Raw genomic sequence first — 25,040 nt, 5'->3', positions numbered from 1 at the left:
CATCATCCCCTCCAGAATCGCACTGTGAACAGCACGTAAACCGACAGCAATTCAAGCCGCCCGACAAGCATCGCCGCGGTCAGCATCCATTTCGCCGCATCGTTGAGCGACGCGAAATTGCCCGCGGGCCCGATCGTGTCGCCAAGTCCCGGGCCGATATTGGCAATCGCCGTCGCCGCGCCGGAGAGCGACGTCACCATGTCCAGCCCGGTGAGGCTGAGCGCCACGGCGAGCAGCCCCATCGACACCACGAACAGCACGAAAAACGCCATCACCGACGACAGAACCGCCTCGGAAATCGGCCGTCCCTCGAACCGGGGCGTGAACACGCCATGCGGCGCGAAGATCTGCTGAATGCGCGCGCGGATCGCGGTGATGAGAATCTGGTAGCGGAAAATCTTGACCGAACAGGCGGTCGACCCCGCGCAACCCCCGATCAGGCCGAGGAAGAAGAACGCCACCACCGGGAACGTCCCCCACAGTTGGTAATCCACGCTGGCATAGCCGGTGCCGGAAATGATCGAGGTAACGTTGAAAATCCCTTCGCGGAACCCGTGTTCAAGGTGATCCCCGTTCGCCACCAGCCGGTAAAGCGTCATCGTGATCGTCACCGCGAAAATCACCATCAGATAGGCACGGATCTGGCTGTCGCGGAAAAACGGCTGCGCGGTCCCCGCGACCAGCTGGATGTATCGCACGAAAGGCAGCGAGGCGAGCACCATGAAGATCGCGGCGACGTATTCCGGCAGTCCCTGATAGACCCCGAAACTCGCATCATGGGTCGAGAACCCGCCCGTCGACATCGTTGTGAGCGCGTGGTTCACCGCATCGAACGGCGTCATGCCGACCGCGAGATAGGCGATCATGTTCAAAAGCGTGAGCCCGAGGTAAATCCACACGATCTGCCCCGCGATCTCGGCCGCACGGGGCAGCACCTTGCCCATCGTGTCGAAGGCTTCGGAGCGGAAAATCTGCATCCCGCCGACGCGCAATTCGGGCAGGAACACCATCGCGACGACGATGATCCCGATCCCGCCGAACCATTGCAGCATCGAGCGCCAGACCAACAGCCCCTCGGGCATCGCATCCAGCCCCGAGAACACGGTGGAGCCGGTCGTCGTCAGCCCCGACATCGCCTCGAACAAAGCATCCACGGGCCGCGCCTGGATCTCGCCGAAGATGAACGGCAGCGCGCCGAAGGCCGGCAGCGCCACCCACACCAGCGTGGTGAGCAGGAATGTCTGCTGAATGGTCAGCCCCTGCCCGACCCCGTTCGCGGTCGCAATTGCCATGGCCGAACCAAACACGATCGAGATTACCGCGCTTTGCAGGAAAACCGCCCAGTCCGGTCGTCCGAAGAACAGGTCCACGACCATCGGGACAAGCATCGTCACCCCGAGAAAGGTGACGAGCAAACCGATCACATAAACGACGGGGCGCATGTCGAACATGGATGAGAGCGTTGGCCTTGCGCGGCGAGAGTGTCAAGCCGCATCGGCCCCGGATCCACCCCAGCCTTGACAGGCAAAGCCCTGAGCGGCCACGCTGACATGAGCCAGGGAAGGAGCATCCGCATTCCGAGACATGCGGGAGGGAGGAGCCTGCCCATGCGAAATATCCGCTACCTGCCGTTCGTGCTTTGCCTCGTCGCTCTGCCCGCCGGCATCCTGCTGGCGCTGCGGTTTCCCTTCTGGGGCGGGATCATCGCCGCCCTTGCCGCGGTCGGCGTCGCAATCGGCACCTACGACCTGATCCAGACAAAACGCGCGGTGTTGAAGAACTACCCGATCCTCGCCCGGATGCGGTTCCTCCTGGAATCGATCCGCCCCGAGATCAGACAGTACTTCCTCGAAAGCGACCATGAAGAGGTGCCGTTCTCGCGCGAACAGCGCGCCCTCGTCTACCGCCGGTCCAAGGGGCTCGAGGGCCTGCGCCCTTTCGGTTCTCTGCGCGATCAGCATCAGGTCGGCCATGAGTGGATCAACCACTCGATGCAACCGAAACACCCCGACCCGGCCACGTTCCGCGTCACCTTCGGCGAAGGCACCTGCGAGAAACCCTATTCGGCATCGGTGCTCAATGTCTCCGGAATGTCCTTCGGTGCATTGTCTCCGAACGCCGTCGAGGCCTTGAACAAAGGCGCGGCCGAGGGCGGCTTTGCACAGACGACCGGCGAAGGTTCGGTGTCACGCTATCACCTCAACGGCGGCGACCTCGTGTGGCAGATCGGGTCGGGCTATTTCGGTGCGCGCGACCCTTCGGGCCGCTTCGACCCTGACAAGTTCACGGAACGCGCGACCACCGACCAGGTGAAGATGATCGAAGTGAAGCTGAGCCAGGGAGCGAAACCCGGCCACGGCGGCATCCTTCCCGGCGCCAAGGTGACCGAGGCCATCGCAGAAGCGCGCGGCGTGCCCCTGGGCGTCGACTGCCTGTCGCCCGCCGCCCATTCCGCCTTCGCCACACCGCTCGAAATGCTCCACTTCATCTCCCGCCTGCGCGAGATGTCGGGCGGCAAGCCCGTCGGCATAAAGCTCTGCGTCGGCCACCCGTGGGAGGTGTTCGCGATCTGCAAGGCGATGATCGAAACCGACATCACCCCAGATTTCATCACCGTGGACGGCGCCGAAGGCGGCACCGGCGCGGCCCCTGCCGAATTTGCCGACCACATCGGTGCACCCCTGCGCGAAGGGCTGATGCTGGTCCACAACGTGCTCACCGGGCTGGGCCTGCGCGACCGGGTTCGCATCGTCGCCTCCGCCAAGATCATCTCGGCCTTCGATATGGCCCGTGCCTTCGCGCTCGGCGCCGACACCTGCAACATGGGCCGGGGCTTCATGTTCTCCATCGGCTGCATTCAGGCACAAGCTTGCCACACCGGCCACTGCCCGACTGGCGTCACCTCGCAGGATCCGGGCCGCTACAAGGCGCTTCACGTTGCCGACAAGTACCTCCGCGTCGCGAATTTCCACGCCAACACGCTGCGCGCGCTTGCCGAAACCATCGGCGCGGCGGGTCTGGAGCACCCCCGCCAACTCGCCCCCGAACATCTGATGATCCGCATCAACTCGCGCGAGGTCCGCTCGGCCCGGTCACAATACGACTGGATCGCGCCGGGTGAGCTTCTGGACCATGACGTCGCCCATCCGGCCTTCGCGAAATTCTGGAACATGGCCCGTGCCGACAGTTTCGCGGCGGCGATCTAGGCCGCAACAGGGCGAGACAACGTGGCGATCAGTCGCTTCGCAGTCGCACGATCGAGCTCCGGCAGTGCCAATGGCCCGTAGTATGTCAGAACGTCTTCATCCGTGACGATCCGCGCCAAATCCGGCAGCACATCGAACAGCGCGCGTCGCGCCACGCGGTCCAGAGCGATCAGAGCCTGCGGGCCGGGATAGAAACTCTCACTCAATGCGCCGTCGCTCAGCAGGACCGCGTGGCGCGTGAGAAGCAGGTGATAATAGGTGACACGCGCCATGCCCAGCGCGACCCGAAAGCGGCCATCCCCCTCCTCCGCAAGCCAGCGCGCCGGAATCAGCCCCGCTGGTCGCCCATCCTTCTCCGGCAGCACGATCCTGTGCTGGGGCGACACCCGAAGTTCGTATCGGTTCCCGAGCGTCCCCGGCCTCAGGCAGATCGGCCTCAGATCCTCTCGGACAGCAAGCGCCTCGGGCCCCAAGGTACTGGATCCGCACCAAATAACCTCGACCACCGCACCGTCCGCGCCGCACACTTGGTCACCCGGTCTCAGATCCTCGACCCGGACCTCTCCGTGCGGTGTGGCGATGCGCGTGCCGGAGACGAAACACGGCACGCCCATGGAATAGAGCGTCCCGCCGTTCAACGCCGCAGGTGCCACACCCATAAGCGTCACAGTGGTTCCGTCGTCAAAGGTCAGCAGAGCATTGCCGGACCCGTCGTCCGTCACGTCCATGTCCCATGTCTCGACCGTTTCGCCATCCGGGTCTGTCAGGCCCGAGAAATCGAGCTGGTCATTCGTGAACCCATCCGCATCGTCGTCGCCCATGTCGAAGTCGGTAATGACATTGGTGCCGTCGCCATCCTTGAACGCGAACGTATCGTCGCCGGCCCCGCCGGTGATCGTATCGGTTCCCCCGCCCGCCAGGATCACATCGTCACCGTCGCCACCGTCCAGCACGTCGTTGCCGTCCGATGTCGGTTGCACGGCGAATAGCCGGACATTGTCGATAGACGCCCCCGCAGCGTCCGCAGCGCCGGACCCTCGGAACTCGATCCGGTTCGAGCCGTCGCCTCCGGTCAGAACGAATTCGAAGGTGTCCCAATCCCCGTCCGGCGGGTCGACGAGCGCGATCCGCTGCCCGTTCCAAACCACCTCGACCCTGTTATCGAGTGCCGAATTGTCATCGACTGAGGCAAAGTCTGCCACGTCGAACCGAAGCAAGTAGGTGTCGCCCTCGACGATGCCACCAACATCCTGCCAGATGCTCAGGTTCTCGCCGCCATTCCCCTCCATATCGAGCCAGTAGGACCCGTCGGTCGCGTCGATGCCATTGCGCCCATCGCCATGAAAGTCCACGTCGAAACCACTGGTTTCGGTCCATCCCGGTGCCGAACCGTCCCCGCGAAAGCCGTAGGTCTGCGCTGTCATGCCTGACACGTCTTCGAACGATCCGTTCTCGATCAGGTTGGCACCGCTGACAACCTGACCACCGCCGATCAGCGTGTCATTTCCAGCCCCGCCATAAAGCGCGTCGCCCCCCGATCCGCCTTGGATGTAATCGTCGCCCGCGCCACCTCTAAGCTCCCGCCCGACCTGAGACAGCGACGCGTTGAGAAGGTCGTCGAACCCGGTGCCGTAAATCGCTTCGACGCCTGTGAAGTCGCCGAAGCCGTCTGTCTGTGTGAAGGAATAGTGACCATCCCCGTCACCTGAAAACGTGACCACGACCGGCGATGACGAAAGATAGGTCGCGAACGCGATTTCATCGAAATCCGTCCCGGTATCGCCACCGTGGACATCGGTCCTTTGGTGGTCGTCCGTCACAAGAAACAGGTCCGAACCTTCCTCGCCATGAAGCGTATCGCTGCCGGCGCTTCCGGAAAGCGTGTCGTCCCCGTCACCCCCATGGATCGTGTCGTTTCCGGTGCCCCCGATGATCTGGTCGTCGCCACCTTCCCCAGACAACGTATTGTCGCCGGACGTGCCGGCGGTCCAGCCCCCGATGATGTCGTCGCCTTCGCCCGCCATCACCGCATCGTCGCCATCTCCGACGAAGATATGGTCCGCTCCAGCACCGCCGATGATCGTGTCCGAACCGGACCCCGTGCCACTCGTCGACGGGCCGGAGTATAATATGTGCCCGTCCCCGTCCGGCGCGCTGATCGTCTCATCCCAGGCGTTACCATGCAGCGGGAAATCTATATCGACGATGCTGGCAGCTTCGCTCGGCGCCGCAGGCAAGGGGTCGTCCGGCACGAAGTAATATATTCCGCCCACGTCATAGGCGACACCGTGAATCAAGCCGAATGTCGTCGGATAATTGATGGTTCCGCTAGACACAGGCTGGTAGTCGAGCTCATCGAAAACGAACTCGGTCCCGCCGACATCGTAGCCACCGCCAGCATTCGGCGTGATGAGGTATCCCGACCGTTCGGCCAAATGGCCCCCCAATATCTCTTGCACCAATCGACCCGGTCATACAGGTCCAAGTGAAATATCCACTTAAAGTGAAAGAGAAAATTTTAGGGGTGCGGCGAAGTCCGCACGCAAACGGGCGCGCCCTGATACGCGGCTCGTTAACCGACGTGGATCAACGTCGCGAACAGTTTCGGGTCGAGCGACTGAGCCCGGAAGGTTTCGCCCTCGGTCAGGATCGACACGGCGTCATGGCTGTGCAGGCTCTCCTGATGGCTCGCGACCACCCGGAAATCGCCGATCCGCGGGTCGGCCTTGAACTGCTCGGTGAACAGCCGCGCGGCATCTTCGACGAAGATCGGGTTGGCGGCGTTCAACTCTGCGAAGGCCTGTTCGTCCTCGCGCTTGACCATCACCTGCGTCTCGGTCGGCACGGCGGCCCGGCACAGGTCGATCAGGTCTTCGAACCACAGACAGCACTGATCCGGTGCCAATTCCACGGACACCCGCGCGACCGACCGTTGGCTGTGCGGCGTGGCAAGCTGGCCGCGCGACTGACGAGCATGTTCGCTCAACTCAAGAGAACAGGGGCACGTCGACGAGTACACGTAGTCGAGATGCATGAACTTGCGGCGCACGCCCTCGGCTTCGAAAAGCTCAAGCGCAATGTTGTAATACTGATAGCCCTCCAGCCCAGACCGCAGGCTCTTGACCCTCATAGGGAAGGAAAAAGACATCTCGATCCGCGCGTCGAGGCTCTCCAGATCGTTCTTGTAATCGTCCAGCGCCGCCTCGATCACCTCGAAGGAAAACGTCTCGTCCGCATGGGCATAGAACGAGCGCATGATGCGGCTCATATTGATGCCCTTCTTCTCGGCCTCGAGGCTCACCGTCCCGGTGACACTCGTCTCCAATTGCAGATCACCGTTGTCGCGCGTCCGATACCGCAGCGGCAGGCGAAAGTTGGAAATCCCGACATGCTGAATTTCCTGCTTTTCACCCTGGATAAGCGAGGCGGGTCCGTTTTGCAGGTCCGGCAGGCTCGCCTTGTAGTCTGGCGTGACCTCGAAATCATGGGGGTAGCTGCGACTCAGGGCCGGGTAATTCGAAACCGCGCTTTCAGGCAGAAGCCGGGACACGGCAGGATCGAGCGCCGCCACCTCTTCCGGCGTCGCAGACCGCGCCCAGTCGCGCAGCGTATCAAGAGCATCCCGCGCTGCGTCCATATCGGGCGCAGGCGTCACTTTCGGCGTCAGTTGGTTCATGGGGCAGCCCTCCCGAGCGTTTCCGGGTCCATATATGGCCCCGCAATGTCCGTATTACCACATTTACGGTCCGGCGCGGAGGTCAGATCACGGCCAATGCCTGCTCAATATCGGCAAGAATGTCCGCCGGGTCCTCCAGACCGCAGGAAAAGCGGATCAGCCCGTCCGAGATGCCAAGCGTGTCTTTCTGCTCTTGCGGCAGCCGCTGGTGGGTCGTCGTGGCAGGGTGTGTGGCAATGGATTTGGCATCGGCGAAATTGTTGGAAATAATGATGAATTCCAACGCGTTCTGGAACCTGAACGCCGCATCCTTGCCGCCCTTGACCTCGAACGCCAACACGGTGCCCGCCGAGGGCGCCTGACGCATCGCGAGGTCGTATTGCGGATGGCCCTTGTGGGTCGGGTACCGTACGGATGAGAGTTTTTCATGGCCCGACAATTGTTCGGCCAGCCACGTAGCCGTCTCCGCCTGTGCACGCACGCGCAGGTCGATGGTCTCGAGCGCCTTCAGATGCGTCCAGGCCGCGAACGGATTGATCGCCCCCCCGGTGTGCTTCATGTAGGCCTCGATCGGCCCGCGGATCAGCTCTTTCGTGCCACAGATCGCCCCGCCCAACATACGCCCCTGCCCGTCCACATGTTTCGTCGTGGAATAGACGACAAGATCGCAGCCCAGCGACGCGGCATAGGAATAGACAGGCGTGATCATCGCGTTGTCGGCCACGACCAGCGCGCCCACCGCATGGGCGCATTCGACCACATGCGCGACGTCCACGACCTCGAGCGTCGGGTTGGAAATCGTCTCGAAGAACACCAATCGCGTGTCGGGCCGGATCGCGGCTTCCCATGCCGCGTTGTCCGTGCCGTCAACCAGCGTGATCTCGACCCCGAAGCGCGCCAGCACGTCTTCGAGCACATAGAGACAGGAACCGAACAGGGCCCGGCTCGACACCACGTGGTCGCCTGCCTTTGTCAGCGCCATCAGCGCCCCGCTCACAGCGGCCATGCCGGAGGTGCAGGCGAACGCGTCCTCGCTTCCCTCCATCGCCGCGATCCGATCCTCGAACATGCGGTTGGTCGGGTTGCCGTAGCGCGCATAGATGAACTCGTCATCGCCTGCCTCGACGAACCGCGCCTCAGCGGCCTCGGCGCTGGGATAGGCAAAGGCCTGCGTCATGAACATGGCCTCCGACAACTCGCCATACTGGCTGCGCCGCGTGCCACCATGCACGGCCTGGGTGCGTTTGGACCATTTCGCCATGTCGTTCTCCCAACAAAAAACGCCCTACCGGACAGCCGGGGGCGTTTTCATCGTCCCAGACCTCTTTAGCGGAAAAGATTAACGTGGCCCGCAATCCGGTAAACAAATCGCCACGGGCACCGCGATAGCCCCGAACCCCTTCTGCGTCAAGCCGTGGCGGTTTTTACGCACCCGTTACGGCGTGGTCACGGAAGGGTCACGTAATGGGCCCATCCTCCCGACCAACGGCAAGAACCGGGGACACGACGATGCCGCAGGCGATCGTCAATGCAGGCTCTGGCGGTCTCGACTATGACCGCGTCGCGCTCGCACAGGCGCTGGAAACCCTCCCGCTCCAAGCACCCATCGTGATCTTGATCCACGGCTACAAATACGCCCCCGGCGCCCCTGGTCATTGCCCGCACGACCAGATCCTCGCCGAAGGCGGCACACGGAAAAGCTGGAAAATCATGTCATGGCCACGCCACCTGGGTCTTGGGCGCGACGGCTTGGTGATCGCGTTCGGATGGCAGGGGACCGGCTCGATCTGGCAGGCCTACCGGAATGCAGGGGCAGCAGGGCGCGCGCTGGCCGGATTGATTGAAGGTGTCGGTCGCCCGGTGCATTTGTTCGGCCATTCGCCTGGTGCGCGTGTGGCCTTGTCGGCCGTCGCCAACGCGCCGGCCCATTCGATCGGGCGCGTGGTGTTGATCGCCGGGGCCGAGTTGCGGTCCAACGCCCGCGCCGCGCTCGCCTCGCCTGCCGGTCGTCGCGCCGACGTGCTCAACGTCACCAGCCGCGAGAACCTGCCGTTCGACCTGTTGCTGGAATGTGTGCTGGGTCTGCGCGGCCGCGCCCTTGGCGCAGGTCTGCCCGATCTGCCCGGCTGGACCGATCTCGCCGTCGACCGCGACACGACCCGTGACCGTCTCCGGCGACTTGGTTACCGGATCGGCGCGCCGTCGCGTCGTTTCTGCCACTGGTCGCTCTACCTGCGCCCCGGCCTGTTTCCGCTCTACGCCGATGTTCTGCGCGGCGACCTGCCCTTGTCCCGCCTCGCCGCTCCCGCGCCCGTGAGCCTCTCCCCCTTGCCCTTCGCCGCGCGTCTGTCATCCTGACGCCCAAGCGACAGGAGAAAATCATGGCGGATATCGAACTTCACTACTGGCCCACGCCGAACGGCTGGAAAATCACCATCGCGCTCGAAGAGATGGGCCTGCCCTACACGGTGAAATACGTGAACATCGGCAAGGGCGAGCAATTCGAGCCGGAGTTTCTCAAGATCGCACCCAACAACCGGATGCCCGCCATCGTCGACCCCGACGGCCCGGACGGTGCCCCGATCTCGATCTTCGAATCCGGCGCGATCCTGCAATACCTCGCTCGCAAAACCGGCCAGTTCTGCGGACCATCCGAACGCGACCGAATCGCGGTGGATCAATGGGTGATGTGGCAGATGGGCGGACTTGGCCCGATGGCCGGTCAGGCGCACCATTTTCTGAAATACGCCCCGGCGATGGACCCGCCCAATGACCTCCCCTATGCCAAGGACCGCTACCGTGCCGAAACCGGGCGGCTTTACGGGGTCATGGACCGGCAACTGGCCGAGAATGAATATCTCGCCGGCGATTTCTACTCCATCGCCGACATGGCCTCATACGGCTGGGCGTCACTGTGGGAGAACCAGGAGCAGACGCTGGACGACAAACCGAACCTCGCCCGCTGGCTCGACCTCGTAGGCTCACGCGACGCGGTGAAGCGCGGCATGGCTGTCGGAGCCGAAAAACGCTCGCGCCTTCAAGACGACAAGGACGCGCAGAAGGTGCTGTTCAAGCGTTAGGCGCGTCGTCTTCCTCGTTCGACGTCCCGTATTTCGAGAACAGGCCCGACTGGGTCATGAAGAACGCGAAGATCGCAAGTGGCAGGCCGAAGGTCTTGAAATTCACCCAGGCGTCGGTGGACATCAGGCGCCAGACCGCCTCGTTCGCCACCGCGAGCGCCCCGAAGAAGAACGCCACGCGCCACGTGAGCTTCATCCAGCCTTCGTGCTCCATGGGCACCGTGTGATCCATCACGGCCTTGAGATAGGACTTGCCCTGAAGCAGGCCGAACACCAGCACGACAAAGAAGAACACGTAAAGGATCGTGGGCTTCATCTTGATGAACCGCTCGTCATTGAGCCAGATGGTGATCCCGCCCATGATGACGACCAGAACGACGGTGGCGATCTGGATGCCGGATATGCGCCCGGTGAGCTTGTAGATCAGCCAGGTCGAGATCGTCTGGAGCGGCACGAAGAACATCGTCACCACGACGATCCCGTCGAACTCCCGCCCGAACAGCGTGAACGTATTGTCTCGCACGATCATATAACCGATGAAAAACGCGATGATCGGGCCGTATTCGATCACGGCCCGCAAAAGGGTGTTGGGCTTTTTCTCGGGCACGGTCTTGGCCGCCTCGTTCTGCGTGGTGTCGCTCATGTCAGCCATACGCCCCTCAATGCTCGCTGGATCACACCTATATAGGCGCTTCGTCTCATCCACCCAACTCCACGATCACAGCGCCGAGTGCAATGAGTGACATCAGCACCACACGTCTGGGCCCGGTCCGTTCACCCAGCACCAAAAGCCCGATCAACGCGGCGAAAACGGTCGAGGTTTCGCGCAACACGGCCGCCTCGCCCACATCGTCGAGCCGCGTGGCCAGCATGATCGACCCGAACGAGAAATAGGCGATGATCCCGCCGATGAACCCGCGCAACGCGAGAGGGCCAAGGTCCGGCGGGTTCTCCATACGCCGGTATCGGATAAAGGCCACGACCGGAAAGGTCAGCCCGTCGATCATGAAGAACCATGCGAGAAAGGTAAACGGATTGGGCGTCGCGCGGATGCCATAGGCGTCGATGGTCGTATAGGCGGCGACAAACAGCCCGGTCAGCACCGCCATCGCCAGCGCGGGCTTCAAGGTGTCCCGGTCCACCTGCCAATGACGAAGGTTATAAAGACCCAGCCCGTAAATCGCACTCACCAGCAAACCGACCCCGACCCACTGGACCCAGTTGAAATGCTCCCCGAACAGAATTCCCGCGCCGATGACGGTAAAAAGCGGGCCTGTGCCGCGCACCACCGGGTACACGACCGTGTAGCTTCCAAGGGTATAGGTAAACGCCTGTGACGTCTTGTAGCCGACGTGAATCGCCCAGATCAGGATAAATAGCGGAATGAGCTCCGGTTCGGGCCAAGGCACAACGAACAGTGCAATCGGCGCGGCCATCAGCCCATATGCAAGGTCGATCGCCCCGCGCGACAGCCAGGGGTCATGCCGCCCCTTCTGCAGCGCACCGAACAGCGCGTGCAGCGCAGCAGCCGACAGCGCCAGAATCAGTGCGAGAGTGTGGCCGGCCTCGGTGCCTTCGAGACCGCGAATCCAGTTTTCCATGAACGCGTGTTACAGCGATGCGCGCCGGGGTGCACGTGGGATCCTGTCCCCTTCGCCAATGGACCGGGGAGACAATCGTGCGGCCATCGCTGGATCGAGTGGTATCTCGATCCGGCCGATCGGCGTGGGACGCGCGGACTTGTCCTGCAATCGCGCCCTTCGCCGACGCGCCACGAATTCCGCAACATTGGTGGATTCGCGCCAAGCGTCCTCGATACATGCGACATCCGTAAGTTCATGTGCCGCATCAGCGAGCATTCGGTACGTCATCCGGCGCATGAATTCATCGGTGCGAAACGGGCCCAGTAAACCGGCTTCCGCCACGCGAACAACGCTGCCGGCGCGAATCAACGCGGCGGCGCCGACGACTTCCCAGTTCGCGAAAAGAACGGCACGCGCCAAAACGTCGGCCATGACCGAATACCCGGGCTGCCCGGCTTCGGGATAGGGGTCGGAAATCGACAGCCTTCGCGCCTCGGCGACGAAGGACAGCGCAGTGCGCGTGCCCTTTAAAAGGAGTGTCGGTTCCTTGGTCTTGCGTCTTGCCATGCTCGAATTCGGCTTTTGGTCCCAATGCCTCATGGACCCACTTCCGGGGCCTGCAAGCCGTGAAATACTCGTGGAATGGGGAGATATTTTGGCTTTTCGCCGGCTTTTTGGGCATTCCGCCGCGTCACACAAGCCGCTCGTCCAATACCACGGGGTTTCATCGGCCCTCACGCCACGTTACAGGATTTCGGCGCGCTTCAACGAGATTGACCCGCTACCGCCATTTCCGCCCACCGCGTTTCCGCAATACCCGAATGGTTGTTGCCGCGCTCGAAAATGTTGTAATTTAGGTAAATGATCAGTCTCGCCCGTGTGTACAGTATCGAAGGTATATATCTGCGGTGTATATCTCCACTTTCGCAGACGGATGGGACATCGATTACAAGTGCTGTGGCGAACGGTGATATCCCCGGGTTGAGCGTGTCTTCGCCCGTCATCATCGACCTCACCGACCTCCGCGAGAATACTCCCAGCGTCAGCGAGATCCGCCGCATCGCGATACATCGCACCGCTTTGCAGGACGGGGCCGCTTCAGGGCCGATCGCCTGCATTTGTCGCGACATCAAGGATCTCACGGCCTTCCGGTTCTACTGCGTCATGACGCATCTCACGGGCCTGCGCCAGGAACGCGATGCCTGCGCGGGACTTTCGACCGTGGGCACCCTGACCTGTCTCGCCACCAAACTGGGTCTCGACAACATGGGCCGCGTTGCCCTGATCGCGGAAATCCAGGCCTATCAGCAGATGGACCCGATGCCGTTTCTCACACCGCAGCGCCCGTAAGCGCGCGTGCGAAATCCTGCGGGTCGAACGGCGCGAGATCGTCGATCTGCTCTCCGACGCCAATCGCGTGAATCGGCAACCCGAACTTGTCGGCCAGCGCCACCAGAACGCCGCCCTTCGCCGTGCCGTCGAGCTTGGTCATGACCAGCCCCGACACATCCGCGAGTTTCTGGAACGTATCGACCTGATTGAGCGCATTCTGACCCGTCGTCGCATCGAGCACGAGCAGCGTGTTGTGCGGCGCATCCGGGTCGATCTTCTTGATGACCCGCACAATCTTCGCCAGCTCTTCCATCAGGTCCTGACGGTTCTGTAGCCGCCCGGCGGTGTCGATCATCAGAAGATCGGCCCCTTCGTCACGCGCCTTGGTCAGGGCGTCGAAGGCGAGCGATGCAGGGTCCGACCCTTCCGGCGCCGTCAAAACCGGCACGCCGGCCCTGTCGCCCCAGACCTGAAGCTGCTCGACCGCAGCGGCACGGAACGTGTCACCCGCCGCGATCACGACAGACTTGCCGGCGGCGCGAAACTGGCTCGCCAGCTTGCCGATGGTCGTGGTCTTGCCAGCGCCGTTCACGCCCACCACCAGCACCACCTGCGGGCGCTTCTGGTAAAGCGGCAGCGGCTTGGCCACTGGCTCCATGACGCGTGCGATCTCGGTCGAAAGCGCGCCCTTGATCTCCTCGACACTCATCTTCTTGCCCAAACGCCCTTCGGCGATATTGGCCGAAATGCGCAGCGCGGTGTCCACCCCCATGTCCGACGCGATCATCAGTTCTTCGAGGCTCTCGAGCATGTCGTCGTCCAGCACCCGGCGCACGACCGTTTTGGTCTCGCCCCGCCGCAGGATACGGCCCAGAAGGCCCGGCTTTTGCGTTGCCGGCTCGGGATCTCCACCCAGATCGCCCGGACTGGGCATCTCGATTTCTGGCGGTAGCGGGCTGGGCGTGGGGTCGCTCGGCTGCGGCGCTTCACTTGGCGCGTCGGTCGACGGGACTTCTTCCGGTGAAGTGCCCGGCACCTGAAGCGGCTCGGGCGTCGGCGTGGGTGTCGTGTCCGGCTGCGGATCGGTTTGCGGCGGTTCCGGCAAGTCCGGTTCGGGCGCGGGCGGAATTTCCGGCTCCGGCGTGGGCGGAGTTTCCGGCTCCGGCGCAGGCACGTTGTCGGGTTCCGGCGTCGGCGTAGGGTCGGGGGTATCGGGGACCTGCGGCGTGTCAGGCTCAGGCGTCGGCTCGGGCTTCGGATCCGGCGTCGGCTCTTCCGGCGCGGCTTGCGCGACATCCTCCGTCTCGCCACCATCCTCGACGATGGCTTCCAAGCCTTCCTCCAGCTTCGAGCTGGATTTCGTCAACCGATCCTTGAGTTTCTTGAAGAACGACATGGTTTCGCTGCGGCCCCTTGTTTTCCGCTTTCCACCTAATGGCGAATTCAGCCGTTGGAAAGGGGCACGCTCGCCGTCATGATCATCGCCTGCCCCGCGATATAGGAAATCCACACCGCCCAGCCGATCCGCCCCACCAGCGGGTTCTCCTCGGCCATGCGGAACATCTGAAGCGCCAAGAGCGTGTCCGACGCGATGAAGAACGCGGCCCCGACGAACGCCAGACCGATCGGCATGGCCAGCGCGGCGATGCCCATGAGCGTGATGAGAACCACGTAAACCCGAACCGCGAGCCGCAAACCGGCAGCATAGGGAACCAACCAGATTTCCGCGAGAATGCCATAGGCCACGAGGAAGATCGCCATCGCCGGGTTGACCCAGAACGCCTCCCAGAGCGGCGCACCGGCAAGCTGCATGAAATGCAGGATGTAAAGCAGATGCGCCAACGCAAAACTCGCGAGACCATACAGAAAAGCCGCCTCACCATCCCGCGACAAAGCGAAGTCGCCGAATGACGACAGAACCAGCCCCGCGATCAGGAACACACCTTGCCCGGTCACATAGGCCGCGACTGAAAAAAGCAGGAGCGGCAATGCCTTCACGACCGACCGGAACAGGTTCGGACGATCCTCGGTCAGTGGCAGATAGGTCATCGCCGCCAGTATTCCGGCCCAGGCAAGTGTCGGTCCCATGACAATCCTCCGTTGCAAGACCATGACGACGGGTGCGACGGGGTCAAGGCCTGTTTACGAATGCGGTGGAAGAGGGGTTTCCGCGCCTCTGGCAGGGCCCTATTCTAATCCCATGACCCATCCCGTGCGCACCTACGCCATCGCTACACTGACCCCTGTGGTCCTGATTGTCGCCGGCGCGTTCGGCGGCGGGGTCTGGTCCTGGCTCGCCCTTGTCTACATGACCCTGTTCACCTTCGGCCTCGATCAGATGATTGCCGCAAACGACCCCGGCGAGAACCCGGCGCGCGATCTTCCGGCCGCCGACACGCTCTCGGCATCGCTCGCCGTGCTCCACTTCGCGCTCCTGCCCCTCGTGGTCTGGTCGATTTCGAGCGCGGGCCACGGCATCGCCCCCGGCGTCGCGCTTTTCATCGGAGCAGGGCTCTTCTTCGGTCAGGTCTCGAATTCGAACGCGCATGAGCTGATCCACCGCCGCGACCGGCGGCTCTTTGCGCTGGGCAAATGGGTCTATGTCACGCTTCTGTTCGGCCACCACACGTCCGCGCATCTGAAAGTCCACCACCGCCATGCCGCCTCGCCGCAGGACCCGAACTCGGCCCGACGCGGCGAAGGCTTCTACCGCTTTGCGTGGCGCGCCTGGATCGGCAGCTTTCGCGAAGGCTACCGTGCAGAGCGCGAGGCGATCCGCAAACGCGGCACCGGGGGCACCACGCCTTACGTGACTTACATTGCCGGAGCCGCCGCTTTCGCGCTTCTGGCGCTTGTATTCATCGGCCCGGACGGCCTTTTGGCCTATGTCGGCCTGTCGGCCTATGCCCAGATGCAGCTCCTTTTGTCCGATTACGTCCAACACTACGGCCTCACCCGGTCTGAGACGGCACCGGGCAAATACGAACCCGTCGGCCCGGCCCATTCTTGGAACGCCGGTCATTGGTATTCCCGCCACCTGATGCTGAACGCCCCGCGCCATTCCGACCACCACGCCCACCCGGCGCGACCTTATCCGTTCCTGCGCAATGCGCCCGATGCCCCGACGCTGCCGTCGACCCTGCCGGCTATGGCCGCCCTGGCGCTCATCCCAAGCCTCTGGCGGCGCGTCATGACCCCGGCCCTCTCCGAATGGGAGGCGACCCGCGCATGAAACGAACATCCCTCGCCCTTGTGCTCGGCCTGATCGCCAACGTCGCCACCGCGCAAACAGGCGACCCGCTGAGCGCCGAGGATTTCGAAGCCTACGTCACCGGCAAGACGCTCATGTATGGCTTCGAAGGTCAGCCCTACGGGGGCGAGGATTACCTCGAGAACCGCAAGGTCCGCTGGTCCTTCCTCGACGGTCGCTGCAAGGACGGCTACTGGTATCCCTCAGGCGAGGAAATCTGCTTCGTCTACGAAGACGACCCCGCACCCCAATGCTGGATCTTCTTCCGAAGCGGCGCATCCCTCACGGCCCAGTTCGCCAACAACGACGAATACCAAGAACTTTATGAGACCGGCGAAAGCGACGAGCCGCTCATGTGCCTCGGGCCGGAGGTGGGCGTCTGACCGACCGCTCCGACGTGCATATTTGGGGCACGATGAAAACAGGAGCTTTGGCGCGCGGCTAAAACAGTGAACCTTGCTCGGGCGGCGTATCCTTGGGTTTTTTGGGCTTCGGGGCGGGCGTCGCGGACCCTTCTCCGACCGCGAGCCGACCATCCGCGAATTCGATTTCCAGCGCATCAGCGGCCTGCGCTGCCGCCCGTGTCGTCACCACGTCACCATCGCCCCGTACAACAGCATAGCCCCGCTTGAGCGTCTCCGTGTAGCCCAGCGACTGCCGCATACGCTCCAGCCCGTCGAGCCTGTCGCGCCACCCGTCGATCTGCGCGGCGCCGACCCGTGCCAGCCGCCGGGACAATGCCTCGAGCTCGCGCGCGCCGTTCTTGCGCGCCTGCTCGATCCGGGCCGGGTCGAGCCGAGGTGCGATCTTGTCGAGGTCGCGCTGCTTCGCGGTCCGACCCCGTTCCAAAGCGGGGCCCAATCGTACCGACCAGGATCTCAGCTCGTCGCCCATCCGCCGCGTGCGATGCGTGAGGAGCGAGGGGCGGAATCCGCCCGACGCCTGGCTCAATCGCGCCTCGCCCCTGTGGACCAAAGCCCTTAACGCCGCCGGAAGCCGGTCGCCCGCCCGGTCGAGCTTCTGGCGCGGCGTGTCGAGCAACGTCTCGGCCCGCGGAAGCGCCCGCGACAGATCGACCAGCCGCTGCCCCCGCCGCGTGATCCCCTGTGTCAACGCCGAGGTCAGCCGCGCCTCCTGTTCCGCCGTCCAGGCCAAGAGATCGCGCCTGACCGGCACCGCGATTTCCGCCGCAGCACTCGGCGTCGGCGCGCGCCGATCCGAGGCGTAGTCGATCAGGGTCGTGTCGGTCTCATGCCCCACGGCCGAGATGAGCGGGATGTCACTCGCTGCGGCAGCCCGCACCACGGCCTCTTCGTTGAACCCCCAAAGGTCTTCGACCGATCCCCCGCCCCGCGCGACGATGACCACATCGGGGCGCGGGATCGCGCCACCCGGCGTCAGGGCATTGAACCCGGCGATGGCGTTCGCCACCTCGGGCGCGCAACGCTCGCCCTGCACCGCCACCGGCCAGATCAACACCTTGCGCGGAAAGCGGTCGCGCAGACGGTGCAGGATATCGCGGATCACCGCACCCGAGGGCGATGTGACGACCCCGATCACCTCCGGCAAAAACGGCAGGGGCCGCTTTCTCTCCTCTGCGAACAACCCCTCGGCCGCCAGCGCCGCCTTGCGCTTCTCCAGCATCGCCATGAGCGCGCCCATCCCGGCAGGCGCGATTTCCTCGATGACGATCTGGTATTTCGACTGGCCGGGGAATGTGGTGAGCCGACCGGTCGCGACCACCTCCATCCCCTCTTCGGGCTGAGTCACCTGTCGGGCCGCCACGCCCTTCCACATGACACCGGAAATCACCGCCCGGTCATCCTTCAGGTCGAGATAAACATGCCCCGACCGGGGCCGCGACACCCGGCCCACTTCGCCGCGAATGCGCACATGACCGAACTCGCCCTCGATCATGCGCTTCACCGCACCGGAAATTTCGGAAACGGAGAATTCCGGGGCGTTCATCCCCGGCTGCGGGTCGTCGATCAGGTCCATGTGGCGACATTAACGACCGCGCCGGACGAGGAAAAGCGCCCGTTCTTTCCGGTCGTCAAATATCCCGGGGGTGCGGGGGCAGCGCCCCCGCGTCGGTCGCCCCGGCGCATGCCGGGGCGAAACCGGTGTTACGCCGCCTTGCGGTCGTGGCGGCCCTCGCGGATCTCCTCGATGATCTTGGCGACGAAATCGTCGAGGTCACCGGGGTTGCGGCTGGTCACGATGCCTTGATCGGCGACCACGGCGCTGTCTTCCCAATGCGCGCCCGCATTCTCGAGGTCGGTGCGCACCGACGGATAAGACGTCATCTTGCGCCCCTTGGCGATGCCGGTCTCGACCAGAAGCCAAGGCGCATGACAGATCGCGGCAATGACCTTGCCCGCGTCGTGAAACGCCGTGACGAAGGCGAGCGCATCCTTATTCACGCGCAACAGATCGGGGTTGATCTGACCACCCGGCAGAACGAGTGCATCGTAATCGTCGGGTTTCGCATCTGACAGCGTCGCGTCCACGGGCACATTGCGCCCCCAGTCGCTCTCGTCCCAGCCGGTGATATCCCCGTCTTCGGGACTGACGACATGGACCTCGGCCCCGGCGTCACGCAGCTTTTCGAGCGGCACTTCGAGTTCGGATTGCTCGAACCCGTTGGTTGCCAGGATGGCGATTTTGAAATCATTCAGTTCGGACATGGGGTCCTCCTTTCGGTTTCCCCCGAAACGCCCGTCCCGCTGGCAGAGTTCCGCCCTCAATCGCCGCCACCGCCCCCGCCACCGTCACCGCCACCGTCACCGCCGAATCCATCGAACCAAACCCCGCCTCCGCCCGATTCGCCATCGCCCGACGACCGTCGGTGCCCCCGTCCGACGAGCGCGACGAGTGCGACAATCGCACCGAAGACAGCGGGCAGAAAGAGCCAGTCCGGCGCGCCACGCAGCGCGCCGAGACCGCAAATGAGCGCCACGGCGACCGCGCCAAGCCCGATCGCGCCCCTGCGTTGTTCCTTGTCCAAACCCGCCATCTTGCTCCCGTCGCGCCCCTTGGCTATTCCCCACCTGACTAGCACAAGGACGACGCCCGTGAACATTCTCATCCTCGGCGGCGGTGGCCGCGAACACGCCCTCGCCTGGGCGGTCATGCAGAACCCGAAATGCGACAAGTTGATCGTCGCGCCGGGCAATGCGGGGATCGCCCAGATCGCGGAATGCGCGGTGCTCGACATCGAGGACGGCGAACGGGTCGTCGATTTCTGCAACGTCAACGCAATCACCTTCGTCATCATCGGCCCCGAAGCCCCGCTGGCGGCGGGCGTGGCCGATGCGCTCGAAGCGGCGAACATCCTGTGCTTCGGCCCCTCGCAGGCTGCGGCGAAGCTCGAAGCCTCCAAGAGCTTCACCAAGGAAATTTGCGACGCGGCGCAGGCCCCGACCGCCGCCTATGCCCGCTTCACCGAAGCCGCGCCCGCGAAAGACTACATTCGCGATGAGGGCGCGCCCATCGTGGTCAAGGCCGACGGGCTGGCGGCCGGCAAGGGCGTCATCGTTGCGATGGACGAAGACACTGCGCTGGCCGCGATCGACGACATGTTCGGCGGCGAATTCGGCGAGGCCGGGGCTGAAGTCGTGATCGAGGAATTCATGGAGGGCGAGGAAGGCTCGCTCTTCGTGCTGTCGGACGGCGAAACGCTCCTCCCCATCGGCACAGCGCAGGATCACAAGAGGGTCGGCGACGGCGACACCGGGTTCAACACCGGTGGGATGGGTGCCTATTCCCCCGCCCCGATCCTGTCGGACGAGATCGTCGCCAAGGCGATGGACGAAATCGTCGCGCCGACCATGCGCGTCATGGCGGGACGCGGAATGCCTTACAAAGGCGTGCTCTATGCGGGGCTGATGATCGAGAACGGCCAGCCCCGCCTGGTGGAATACAACGTGCGGTTCGGCGACCCGGAGTGCCAGGTGCTGATGATGCGTCTCGGTGCGCAGGCACTCGACCTGATGGTCGCCTGTGCCGAAGGCGCCTTGGACGGGCGGCAGGTGAACTGGGCCGACGATCACGCGATGACCGTGGTCATGGCCGCGAACGGTTATCCGGGCGCTTACGAGAAAGGCTCGGTGATCGGCGGGTTGGACGACCTGCCCGAGGATTCGAGCCACATGGTTTTCCACGCGGGCACCAAGGTGCGCGACGGAAAGATCACGGCCGCCGGTGGACGCGTGCTGAACGTGACCGCGCGGGGAGACAGCCTGAAGGCCGCCCGTGACGCGGCATACAAGATGATCGACGGCATCGACTGGCCCGAGGGGTTCAACCGCACCGACATCGGCTGGCGCGCGCTGGATTGACGCGGCCAAGCGGTCCGCGCTGACGCGCGGGCATGCTTTTCACGGGCCCGCCCATGGGCGGTCCCGCGCGGGCGAGAGGCCAGCCTCTCGCGCTCACCGAAGTATTTTCGGAACAATGAAGCGGATCAGTCGCAGGTAAGGAATCGTGCGAAGCTTTCGGGGCTTTCGTAGGGCGCGCGCGGCGTGCTAGTCAGCGCGCCGTTTTCAAAGCGCGTCTCCATCACCTGGGACCAATCTGCATCGGCGGTGAGGATCGCCGGTGGTTCGCCCGGGCAATCTCGCACGCCGCCCTCTATCTCGGGTGTTCGAATACGGTGGTTGGACAGGCCGTCCAACGTCGGACCCGTTTCGAAAGTGAAACCGTCGTCGGTCGGAACCGGCGTCACGATGCGCAACGTTTTGGCAAGGTGTGGGCGATCGACATAGGCGATGTCGTCACGCCCATCCCCGTCGAAATCCGCGATCCCCGCGATGGCGAGCCAGCGGTGGCGTTGACCGATAGCGTCGGTCGTCCCGACGGGACGCGCCGCTTCGCCATCGAAACCGACGATCTGGATCATCGCGCCCACGTTGAAACCCGACAAAACGGCGATAATCTCGGGCGTGCCGTCCCCATCGAAATCGTGGAGGCGCGGCGCGGTATCCTCATAGACCGCGCCGTCGAAACGGATCGTGTTCCGGGTGCCGTCGTCGTAGGCGACCTCCAGCCCGGCATATTCGCCATTCGCGAGCGCGCCATGCCCGTAGGCGTCCGTCGGCTCGACATAGGCGGCACCGCGGATGTCCTTCGCAAGCAGCGGCGCAGGCGCGATGAGGGGCAGGATGACGAGAAGACGTGCGCGCATGGAACCTCCCAATTCGGGTGCGATCATGCTGCCCGGCGCGGATTGGCTTTTCCAGCAGGTAGCGCGCACGAATGCGCGAGCGCGCTCCACCCGATCATATCTGCTTTTCCGGCATCTGCACGACAAGCCCGTCGAGCGCGTCCGTCACCTGGATCTGGCAAGTCAGGCGCGAACGGACAGGGTCCGGCTCGTAAGCGAAATCGAGCATGTCCTCTTCCATCGCCTCGCGCGGGTTGAGCTTGTCGACCCATTCTTCGGCGACATAGACATGGCAGGTCGAACAGGCACACGCCCCGCCGCAATCGGCCTCGATCCCCGGCACGTCATTGTCGCGCGCGCCTTCCATCACGGTCAGGCCGTTCGGCACTTCGATTTCGTGCTTTGTGCCGTTGTGCTCGATATAGGTGATCTTCGCCATGCTCGGTCTCCGGTGTCACGTTCCGCGCCGTTCTAGCCAAGGGGGGCCAGAGGGTCCAGCCCGGTTTCGCGTCGGATTTCATACAGTGGACATGAGCATCGCAGGAGCCATCGGGCTTGGTTTTGTTCCCTATATGTTCTATTCTCATCTCATGACCGCTCTTTCCACCCCCCGTCCCTGGCCCCGGCCACCGGTCGCGATCCTGCATCGCGACCTCGACCGTCCGCCGGAAAAGGCGCGCATCACCGTCGCCGGGCTCGTGCTCGTGCGTCAACGCCCCGGCACGGCGCATGGCGTCGTGTTCATCACGCTGGAGGATGAGACCGGCATCGCCAACATCGTCGTCTGGCGCAGCATCTATGAGAAATTCCGCCGCGCCGTGGTCGCGGGGCGCGCGCTGCGCGTCACCGGGCAAATTCAGCGTGAAAGCGGCGTGGCCCATGTGATTGCCGAACAGGTGGAGGACATCTCGTGGATGCTCGACCGGCTTGCGCAACCCAACGCCACCCCGCCGGCAAGGGGCTAGCCCAGTTGCACAAATCACGCTAGATTGCCCGAAAATCGTCCAGCATAAGGACATCGAGCAGCATGTTTCGTGCAACCATCGCAACGATCTGGGTCGTGACCCTGGGATTGGCCCTGTCCGGCTGCGCCGAGCGCAGCGAGACCGGGAAAACCCAGGTCACCCGCGCCGATTTCGGCGATGAGGCGATCATCACCGATTTCACCCTCGCGCCCCCCGGCGCGAAACCCGGCGTCTGTTACGGGAAAGACGTGACACCTGCGACGATCGAACAAGTCATCACCCACAAGATGGTTGCGCCAGCCAAATTCGGCCCCGAAGGCAACATCATCACCCCCGCGAAATACGAGAGCAACACCGAAGCCCGCATCGTCGAGGATCGCACTCCGATCTATTTCGAAACGCCCTGCCCGCCACGCTGGACACCGGACTTCATCGCGTCGATCCAACGCGCTCTGACGGCGCGCGGATTATACGCTGGCGATCCGCACGGCACGCTGGACGAAGAGACGCGCAAAGCGATCCGGGCATTTCAGATGGAAATGGGCCTGAATTCGGCGATCCTGTCGACTGAAAGCGCACGCGAACTCGGATTGGTCGAAATCGACCTGTCGTGACCGGGATCAGCTGAGGCTCAGATCGTGATGAGCTGCGTCAGCTGGCGCAGATAAGGCGCGATCTTTTCCGAAATATACACGGTGGCCGGATCCGGGCGAAGCGCCCAGGCACCCATCTGCTCCACGATCGAGCCCTGCTCGAGCTTGGAGTGGTGTTCGACGTAGCGCACCGGGCCAATCTGGGCGAGCAACGACGCCTTGAACACGAGAAACGCGATCAGGACGAGAAAGAGCCCGCGCCAGGGGAAACCGCGGCGAGACCGCACCCGACGCACCGGCACCAAAAGTCCGTTGCGCTCTTCCAGTCGAACATACCCGCTAGACAGATTCCGGTGCGTGCGTTCGATCCGATACAAGCGGCTGTGGAAATCCTGTTGGTTTATGTCGACCATTGGAGTGCCCTGAAATTAAACGTCAATACTGATCAATAATAGAAATCTCCCGCGAGAAAGCGACAAAAAAATGTCCTGGATGTGTCAATGGTCAGGACCCGGACACAATACCGGAATTATACTCGGATTGATCCCCGATCAGCCGGTTTTTTGCAGTGTGAGCGTGGTCCAATCGCCATATTCCGACCGCTGCGCAACGACGAATCCTACGGCCTCATAGGCCGAAACCACCTCATCGGCCTGTGGATTCAGGATGCCGGAGAGAATCGCCCGTCCACCGTCCGAGATCATGGTTCCCATATCCGGCGCGAGCGACACGAGCGGCCCCTTGAGGATATTCGCGAACACCAGATCAAAAGGCGCAGCGGCTTTCAGATCGGCGTGATCGAACCCCGCCGCTTCGACGACATGCACCCGGTCCTCGACCCCGTTCGCCTTTACATTCGCCCGCGCGACCTCGACCGCAACCTCGTCAATATCCGATGCGATCACCGGATTGGGCCAGATTTTCGCTGCCGCCATCGCCAGCACCGCCGTGCCGCAGCCAATGTCGGCCACATTCCGCGCCACCACGCCGCGTTCCGCCAACCGGTCCAACGCGCTCAGACAGCCAAGGGTCGTGCCGTGATGCCCGGTGCCGAAGGCCATCGCCGCCTCGATCTTCAGCCCGACCTTGTCGGAGGGCAGCCGGTCGGCATCATGGGCGCCGTAGACGAAAAACCGCCCCGCCTCGACCGGCGCGAGTTCGCGTTTCACATGGGCGACCCAATCGGTTTCCGGCAATTCCGACACCACGAAATCCTTTGCGCCATGCATCGTGGACAAAAGTGCAAGGCCCGCGAGGTCCGGCTCTTCCGTGAAATAGCCGCCGACTTCCCAAAGGCCCGAGCCGTCCTCCATCTCGAACACGCCGACGCCGGTCGGCTCCGGCGACAGCGTTTCCATCGCGTTGCCAAGCGCTTCGGCCTTGGCTTGTCCGGCAAGCGTGGTCAGGGCTGTCCATGTGGGCATGTCGTATCTCCAGAATTCAACATGCCCCTAGACGCGCGGTCGCAGAGGGTCAAGCGCCGGTGCCGATGGGACAGGTCACGCCGGTCCCGCCAAGTCCGCAATAGCCGTTCGGGTTCTTGTAAAGGTATTGCTGGTGATAATCCTCGGCCCAGTAGAACGGACCCGCCATTTCGATCTCCGACGTGATCGCGCCAAGGCCTGCCGCGTGCAGCCGTTTCTGGAACACCTCTTTCGAGGCCTTCGCCGCGTCGAACTGCGCCTGCGTCGTCGCATAGATCGCGGAACGATACTGCGTCCCGCGGTCGTTGCCCTGCCGCATCCCCTGCGTCGGGTCATGGCCTTCCCAGAACACGCGCAGAAGCTCGTCATAGCTCACCTCGCTCGGGTCGTAGACCACGCGCACGGCCTCGGCATGTCCCGTCTTGCCAGAACAGACTTCCTCATAGGTCGGATTGGGCGAATAGCCGCCCGCATTTCCGACCATGGTCAGCCAGACCCCCGGCACCTGCCAGAACATCCGCTCGACGCCCCAGTAACAGCCCATAGCGAAGATCGCGACCTCCATGCCCTCGGGCACATCCATCGTCAGAGGCCGGTCGAACACCGCGTGCCGGCTGGCCGTGGGAATCGGCTGAGACCGCCCCGGCAGCGCATCGGCCTCTTTAACCATCTCGGATTTTTCGAACAGTCCAAACATCGCGCGTCCTCCTGATTGCTTGCCCCAGATATAATTCGTCCGCCCGCACCCGGACAGGCCACTCACGCGA

At 63.5% G+C, this 25,040-nt stretch carries 26 protein-coding genes and 1 riboswitch; of the genes, 9 read left to right on the top strand and 17 right to left on the bottom strand.

Annotated features, from left to right (window positions below):
• Nucleotides 1–2: 2 nt before the first annotated feature.
• Entirely contained in the window at nucleotides 3–1,451 is a 1,449-nt protein-coding gene (locus KJP28_RS03180; RefSeq protein WP_218390778.1) for a TrkH family potassium uptake protein, read from the bottom strand.
• Between the two features lie 156 nt (nucleotides 1,452–1,607).
• On the opposite strand from KJP28_RS03180, the gene KJP28_RS03175 reads away from it, so the two are divergent.
• The gene (locus KJP28_RS03175; RefSeq protein ID WP_218390777.1) at nucleotides 1,608–3,206 is read left to right on the top strand and encodes an FMN-binding glutamate synthase family protein; all 1,599 of its coding nucleotides are present in this window, start codon (nucleotides 1,608–1,610) and stop codon (nucleotides 3,204–3,206) included.
• On the opposite strand, the gene KJP28_RS03170 is transcribed toward KJP28_RS03175, so the two are convergent.
• The 3 genes from KJP28_RS03170 to KJP28_RS03160 all read right to left on the bottom strand — a co-directional run bounded on the left by KJP28_RS03170 (nucleotide 3,203) and on the right by KJP28_RS03160 (nucleotide 8,143).
• Nucleotides 3,203–5,641, bottom strand: coding sequence for a Hint domain-containing protein (locus KJP28_RS03170; protein WP_218390776.1), 2,439 nt, complete (start codon nucleotides 5,639–5,641; stop codon nucleotides 3,203–3,205). The genes KJP28_RS03175 and KJP28_RS03170 overlap by 4 nt on opposite strands.
• Before the next feature lie 137 nt (nucleotides 5,642–5,778).
• Nucleotides 5,779–6,882, bottom strand: coding sequence for a GTP cyclohydrolase FolE2 (gene folE2 / locus KJP28_RS03165; RefSeq protein WP_218390775.1), 1,104 nt, complete (start codon nucleotides 6,880–6,882; stop codon nucleotides 5,779–5,781).
• Between the two features lie 82 nt (nucleotides 6,883–6,964).
• Nucleotides 6,965–8,143, bottom strand: a complete 1,179-nt coding sequence (locus KJP28_RS03160) for an aminotransferase class V-fold PLP-dependent enzyme (RefSeq protein WP_218390774.1) — start codon at nucleotides 8,141–8,143, stop codon at nucleotides 6,965–6,967.
• A 44-nt stretch (nucleotides 8,144–8,187) separates the two neighbouring features.
• Nucleotides 8,188–8,267: riboswitch (SAM riboswitch) on the bottom strand.
• A 124-nt stretch (nucleotides 8,268–8,391) separates the two neighbouring features.
• On the opposite strand from KJP28_RS03160, the gene KJP28_RS03155 reads away from it, so the two are divergent.
• Together KJP28_RS03155 and KJP28_RS03150 are read left to right on the top strand one after the other, a co-directional pair.
• Nucleotides 8,392–9,240 carry an alpha/beta fold hydrolase gene (locus KJP28_RS03155; RefSeq protein ID WP_218390773.1) on the top strand — a complete coding sequence of 283 codons (849 nt, stop codon included), beginning with the start codon at nucleotides 8,392–8,394 and terminating at the stop codon, nucleotides 9,238–9,240.
• 23 nt (nucleotides 9,241–9,263) lie between these two features.
• Nucleotides 9,264–9,962 (top strand): glutathione S-transferase N-terminal domain-containing protein, encoded by a 699-nt coding sequence (locus tag KJP28_RS03150; protein WP_218390772.1) that lies wholly within the window; start codon nucleotides 9,264–9,266, stop codon nucleotides 9,960–9,962.
• On the opposite strand, the gene KJP28_RS03145 is transcribed toward KJP28_RS03150, so the two are convergent.
• From KJP28_RS03145 to KJP28_RS03135, 3 genes are read right to left on the bottom strand one after another with little or no spacing between them, the layout of a single operon-like run.
• Entirely contained in the window at nucleotides 9,952–10,605 is a 654-nt protein-coding gene (locus KJP28_RS03145) for an inner membrane-spanning protein YciB (protein ID WP_418887915.1), read from the bottom strand. The two genes, KJP28_RS03150 and KJP28_RS03145, sit on opposite strands and share 11 nt — an antisense overlap.
• A gap of 55 nt (nucleotides 10,606–10,660) precedes the next feature.
• A complete protein-coding gene (locus KJP28_RS03140; RefSeq protein WP_218390770.1) occupies nucleotides 10,661–11,563 on the bottom strand; it encodes a DMT family transporter in 903 nt (300 codons plus the stop codon).
• Between the two features lie 9 nt (nucleotides 11,564–11,572).
• Nucleotides 11,573–12,112 (bottom strand): hypothetical protein, encoded by a 540-nt coding sequence (locus KJP28_RS03135; protein WP_218390769.1) that lies wholly within the window; start codon nucleotides 12,110–12,112, stop codon nucleotides 11,573–11,575.
• A 414-nt stretch (nucleotides 12,113–12,526) separates the two neighbouring features.
• Between KJP28_RS03135 and KJP28_RS03130 the strand changes: the two genes are divergently transcribed.
• Nucleotides 12,527–12,895 carry a hypothetical protein gene (locus tag KJP28_RS03130; protein WP_218390768.1) on the top strand — a complete coding sequence of 123 codons (369 nt, stop codon included), beginning with the start codon at nucleotides 12,527–12,529 and terminating at the stop codon, nucleotides 12,893–12,895.
• Here the strand turns inward: KJP28_RS03130 and ftsY are convergent.
• Both ftsY and KJP28_RS03120 read right to left on the bottom strand, forming a co-directional pair.
• Nucleotides 12,876–14,273: a signal recognition particle-docking protein FtsY gene (gene ftsY / locus KJP28_RS03125; protein WP_218390767.1), complete on the bottom strand. Its 1,398-nt coding sequence runs from the start codon at nucleotides 14,271–14,273 to the stop codon at nucleotides 12,876–12,878. The two genes, KJP28_RS03130 and ftsY, sit on opposite strands and share 20 nt — an antisense overlap.
• A 47-nt stretch (nucleotides 14,274–14,320) precedes the next feature.
• Nucleotides 14,321–14,965, bottom strand: a complete 645-nt coding sequence (locus KJP28_RS03120) for a lysoplasmalogenase family protein (RefSeq protein WP_218390766.1) — start codon at nucleotides 14,963–14,965, stop codon at nucleotides 14,321–14,323.
• 112 nt (nucleotides 14,966–15,077) lie between these two features.
• Here KJP28_RS03120 and KJP28_RS03115 point away from each other — a divergent pair, with 112 nt between their 5' ends.
• Both KJP28_RS03115 and KJP28_RS03110 read left to right on the top strand, forming a co-directional pair.
• Nucleotides 15,078–16,109 (top strand): alkane 1-monooxygenase, encoded by a 1,032-nt coding sequence (locus tag KJP28_RS03115; protein WP_218390765.1) that lies wholly within the window; start codon nucleotides 15,078–15,080, stop codon nucleotides 16,107–16,109.
• Nucleotides 16,106–16,510 (top strand): hypothetical protein, encoded by a 405-nt coding sequence (locus KJP28_RS03110; RefSeq protein ID WP_218390764.1) that lies wholly within the window; start codon nucleotides 16,106–16,108, stop codon nucleotides 16,508–16,510. Before KJP28_RS03115 ends, KJP28_RS03110 begins: the two co-directional genes overlap by 4 nt.
• 58 nt (nucleotides 16,511–16,568) lie before the next feature.
• Here the strand turns inward: KJP28_RS03110 and xseA are convergent, their stop codons facing one another.
• From xseA to KJP28_RS03095, 3 genes are all read right to left on the bottom strand, one after another.
• Nucleotides 16,569–18,125, bottom strand: coding sequence for an exodeoxyribonuclease VII large subunit (gene xseA / locus KJP28_RS03105; RefSeq protein ID WP_218390763.1), 1,557 nt, complete (start codon nucleotides 18,123–18,125; stop codon nucleotides 16,569–16,571).
• A 128-nt stretch (nucleotides 18,126–18,253) separates the two neighbouring features.
• Complete coding sequence (locus KJP28_RS03100) at nucleotides 18,254–18,814, bottom strand: type 1 glutamine amidotransferase domain-containing protein (protein WP_218390762.1); 561 nt, start codon at nucleotides 18,812–18,814, stop codon at nucleotides 18,254–18,256.
• Nucleotides 18,815–18,870: 56 nt separating this feature from the next.
• A complete protein-coding gene (locus KJP28_RS03095) occupies nucleotides 18,871–19,143 on the bottom strand; it encodes a hypothetical protein (RefSeq protein ID WP_218390761.1) in 273 nt (90 codons plus the stop codon).
• A 58-nt stretch (nucleotides 19,144–19,201) separates the two neighbouring features.
• Between KJP28_RS03095 and purD the strand changes: the two genes are divergently transcribed.
• Nucleotides 19,202–20,467, top strand: coding sequence for a phosphoribosylamine--glycine ligase (gene purD / locus KJP28_RS03090; protein ID WP_218390760.1), 1,266 nt, complete (start codon nucleotides 19,202–19,204; stop codon nucleotides 20,465–20,467).
• 125 nt (nucleotides 20,468–20,592) lie between these two features.
• Here purD and KJP28_RS03085 read toward each other — a convergent pair whose 3' ends face one another.
• Both KJP28_RS03085 and KJP28_RS03080 read right to left on the bottom strand, forming a co-directional pair.
• Entirely contained in the window at nucleotides 20,593–21,312 is a 720-nt protein-coding gene (locus tag KJP28_RS03085) for an FG-GAP repeat domain-containing protein (RefSeq protein WP_218390759.1), read from the bottom strand.
• Between the two features lie 94 nt (nucleotides 21,313–21,406).
• On the bottom strand, nucleotides 21,407–21,730 hold the full coding sequence (locus KJP28_RS03080) for a 2Fe-2S iron-sulfur cluster-binding protein (RefSeq protein ID WP_218390758.1): 324 nt from the start codon (nucleotides 21,728–21,730) through the stop codon (nucleotides 21,407–21,409).
• 133 nt (nucleotides 21,731–21,863) lie between these two features.
• Here KJP28_RS03080 and KJP28_RS03075 point away from each other — a divergent pair, with 133 nt between their 5' ends.
• Both KJP28_RS03075 and KJP28_RS03070 read left to right on the top strand, forming a co-directional pair.
• Nucleotides 21,864–22,256 carry an OB-fold nucleic acid binding domain-containing protein gene (locus KJP28_RS03075; RefSeq protein ID WP_218391678.1) on the top strand — a complete coding sequence of 131 codons (393 nt, stop codon included), beginning with the start codon at nucleotides 21,864–21,866 and terminating at the stop codon, nucleotides 22,254–22,256.
• 62 nt (nucleotides 22,257–22,318) lie between these two features.
• Nucleotides 22,319–22,870 carry a peptidoglycan-binding domain-containing protein gene (locus tag KJP28_RS03070; protein WP_218390757.1) on the top strand — a complete coding sequence of 184 codons (552 nt, stop codon included), beginning with the start codon at nucleotides 22,319–22,321 and terminating at the stop codon, nucleotides 22,868–22,870.
• A gap of 17 nt (nucleotides 22,871–22,887) precedes the next feature.
• On the opposite strand, the gene KJP28_RS03065 is transcribed toward KJP28_RS03070, so the two are convergent.
• From KJP28_RS03065 to msrA, 3 genes are all read right to left on the bottom strand, one after another.
• Nucleotides 22,888–23,262, bottom strand: a complete 375-nt coding sequence (locus KJP28_RS03065; RefSeq protein ID WP_218390756.1) for a hypothetical protein — start codon at nucleotides 23,260–23,262, stop codon at nucleotides 22,888–22,890.
• A gap of 138 nt (nucleotides 23,263–23,400) precedes the next feature.
• Nucleotides 23,401–24,273 carry a 50S ribosomal protein L11 methyltransferase gene (locus KJP28_RS03060; protein ID WP_218390755.1) on the bottom strand — a complete coding sequence of 291 codons (873 nt, stop codon included), beginning with the start codon at nucleotides 24,271–24,273 and terminating at the stop codon, nucleotides 23,401–23,403.
• 49 nt (nucleotides 24,274–24,322) lie between these two features.
• Nucleotides 24,323–24,970 (bottom strand): peptide-methionine (S)-S-oxide reductase MsrA, encoded by a 648-nt coding sequence (gene msrA / locus KJP28_RS03055; protein ID WP_218390754.1) that lies wholly within the window; start codon nucleotides 24,968–24,970, stop codon nucleotides 24,323–24,325.
• Between the last annotated feature and the right edge of the window lie 70 nt (nucleotides 24,971–25,040).

Origin of the sequence: Maritimibacter dapengensis (assembly GCF_019218265.1) — a bacterium.
Taxonomy (GTDB): domain Bacteria; phylum Pseudomonadota; class Alphaproteobacteria; order Rhodobacterales; family Rhodobacteraceae; genus Maritimibacter; species Maritimibacter dapengensis.
This window is presented reverse-complemented; position numbering and strand designations above follow the sequence as displayed.

Bases quoted from the DNA above. Each gene is read 5' to 3' on its own strand.
- KJP28_RS03180 (WP_218390778.1), bottom strand. From the start codon at position 1,451: ATGTTCGACATGCGCCCCGTCGTTTATGTGATCGGTTTGCTCGTCACC.
- KJP28_RS03175 (WP_218390777.1), top strand. From the start codon at position 1,608: ATGCGAAATATCCGCTACCTGCCGTTCGTGCTTTGCCTCGTCGCTCTG.
- folE2 (WP_218390775.1), bottom strand. From the start codon at position 6,882: ATGAACCAACTGACGCCGAAAGTGACGCCTGCGCCCGATATGGACGCA.
- KJP28_RS03160 (WP_218390774.1), bottom strand. From the start codon at position 8,143: ATGGCGAAATGGTCCAAACGCACCCAGGCCGTGCATGGTGGCACGCGG.
- KJP28_RS03155 (WP_218390773.1), top strand. From the start codon at position 8,392: ATGCCGCAGGCGATCGTCAATGCAGGCTCTGGCGGTCTCGACTATGAC.
- KJP28_RS03150 (WP_218390772.1), top strand. From the start codon at position 9,264: ATGGCGGATATCGAACTTCACTACTGGCCCACGCCGAACGGCTGGAAA.
- KJP28_RS03145 (WP_418887915.1), bottom strand. From the start codon at position 10,605: ATGAGCGACACCACGCAGAACGAGGCGGCCAAGACCGTGCCCGAGAAA.
- KJP28_RS03140 (WP_218390770.1), bottom strand. From the start codon at position 11,563: ATGGAAAACTGGATTCGCGGTCTCGAAGGCACCGAGGCCGGCCACACT.
- KJP28_RS03135 (WP_218390769.1), bottom strand. From the start codon at position 12,112: ATGGCAAGACGCAAGACCAAGGAACCGACACTCCTTTTAAAGGGCACG.
- ftsY (WP_218390767.1), bottom strand. From the start codon at position 14,273: ATGTCGTTCTTCAAGAAACTCAAGGATCGGTTGACGAAATCCAGCTCG.
- KJP28_RS03120 (WP_218390766.1), bottom strand. From the start codon at position 14,965: ATGGGACCGACACTTGCCTGGGCCGGAATACTGGCGGCGATGACCTAT.
- KJP28_RS03115 (WP_218390765.1), top strand. From the start codon at position 15,078: ATGACCCATCCCGTGCGCACCTACGCCATCGCTACACTGACCCCTGTG.
- KJP28_RS03110 (WP_218390764.1), top strand. From the start codon at position 16,106: ATGAAACGAACATCCCTCGCCCTTGTGCTCGGCCTGATCGCCAACGTC.
- xseA (WP_218390763.1), bottom strand. From the start codon at position 18,125: ATGGACCTGATCGACGACCCGCAGCCGGGGATGAACGCCCCGGAATTC.
- KJP28_RS03100 (WP_218390762.1), bottom strand. From the start codon at position 18,814: ATGTCCGAACTGAATGATTTCAAAATCGCCATCCTGGCAACCAACGGG.
- KJP28_RS03095 (WP_218390761.1), bottom strand. From the start codon at position 19,143: ATGGCGGGTTTGGACAAGGAACAACGCAGGGGCGCGATCGGGCTTGGC.
- KJP28_RS03085 (WP_218390759.1), bottom strand. From the start codon at position 21,312: ATGCGCGCACGTCTTCTCGTCATCCTGCCCCTCATCGCGCCTGCGCCG.
- KJP28_RS03080 (WP_218390758.1), bottom strand. From the start codon at position 21,730: ATGGCGAAGATCACCTATATCGAGCACAACGGCACAAAGCACGAAATC.
- KJP28_RS03075 (WP_218391678.1), top strand. From the start codon at position 21,864: ATGTTCTATTCTCATCTCATGACCGCTCTTTCCACCCCCCGTCCCTGG.
- KJP28_RS03070 (WP_218390757.1), top strand. From the start codon at position 22,319: ATGTTTCGTGCAACCATCGCAACGATCTGGGTCGTGACCCTGGGATTG.
- KJP28_RS03065 (WP_218390756.1), bottom strand. From the start codon at position 23,262: ATGGTCGACATAAACCAACAGGATTTCCACAGCCGCTTGTATCGGATC.
- KJP28_RS03060 (WP_218390755.1), bottom strand. From the start codon at position 24,273: ATGCCCACATGGACAGCCCTGACCACGCTTGCCGGACAAGCCAAGGCC.
- msrA (WP_218390754.1), bottom strand. From the start codon at position 24,970: ATGTTTGGACTGTTCGAAAAATCCGAGATGGTTAAAGAGGCCGATGCG.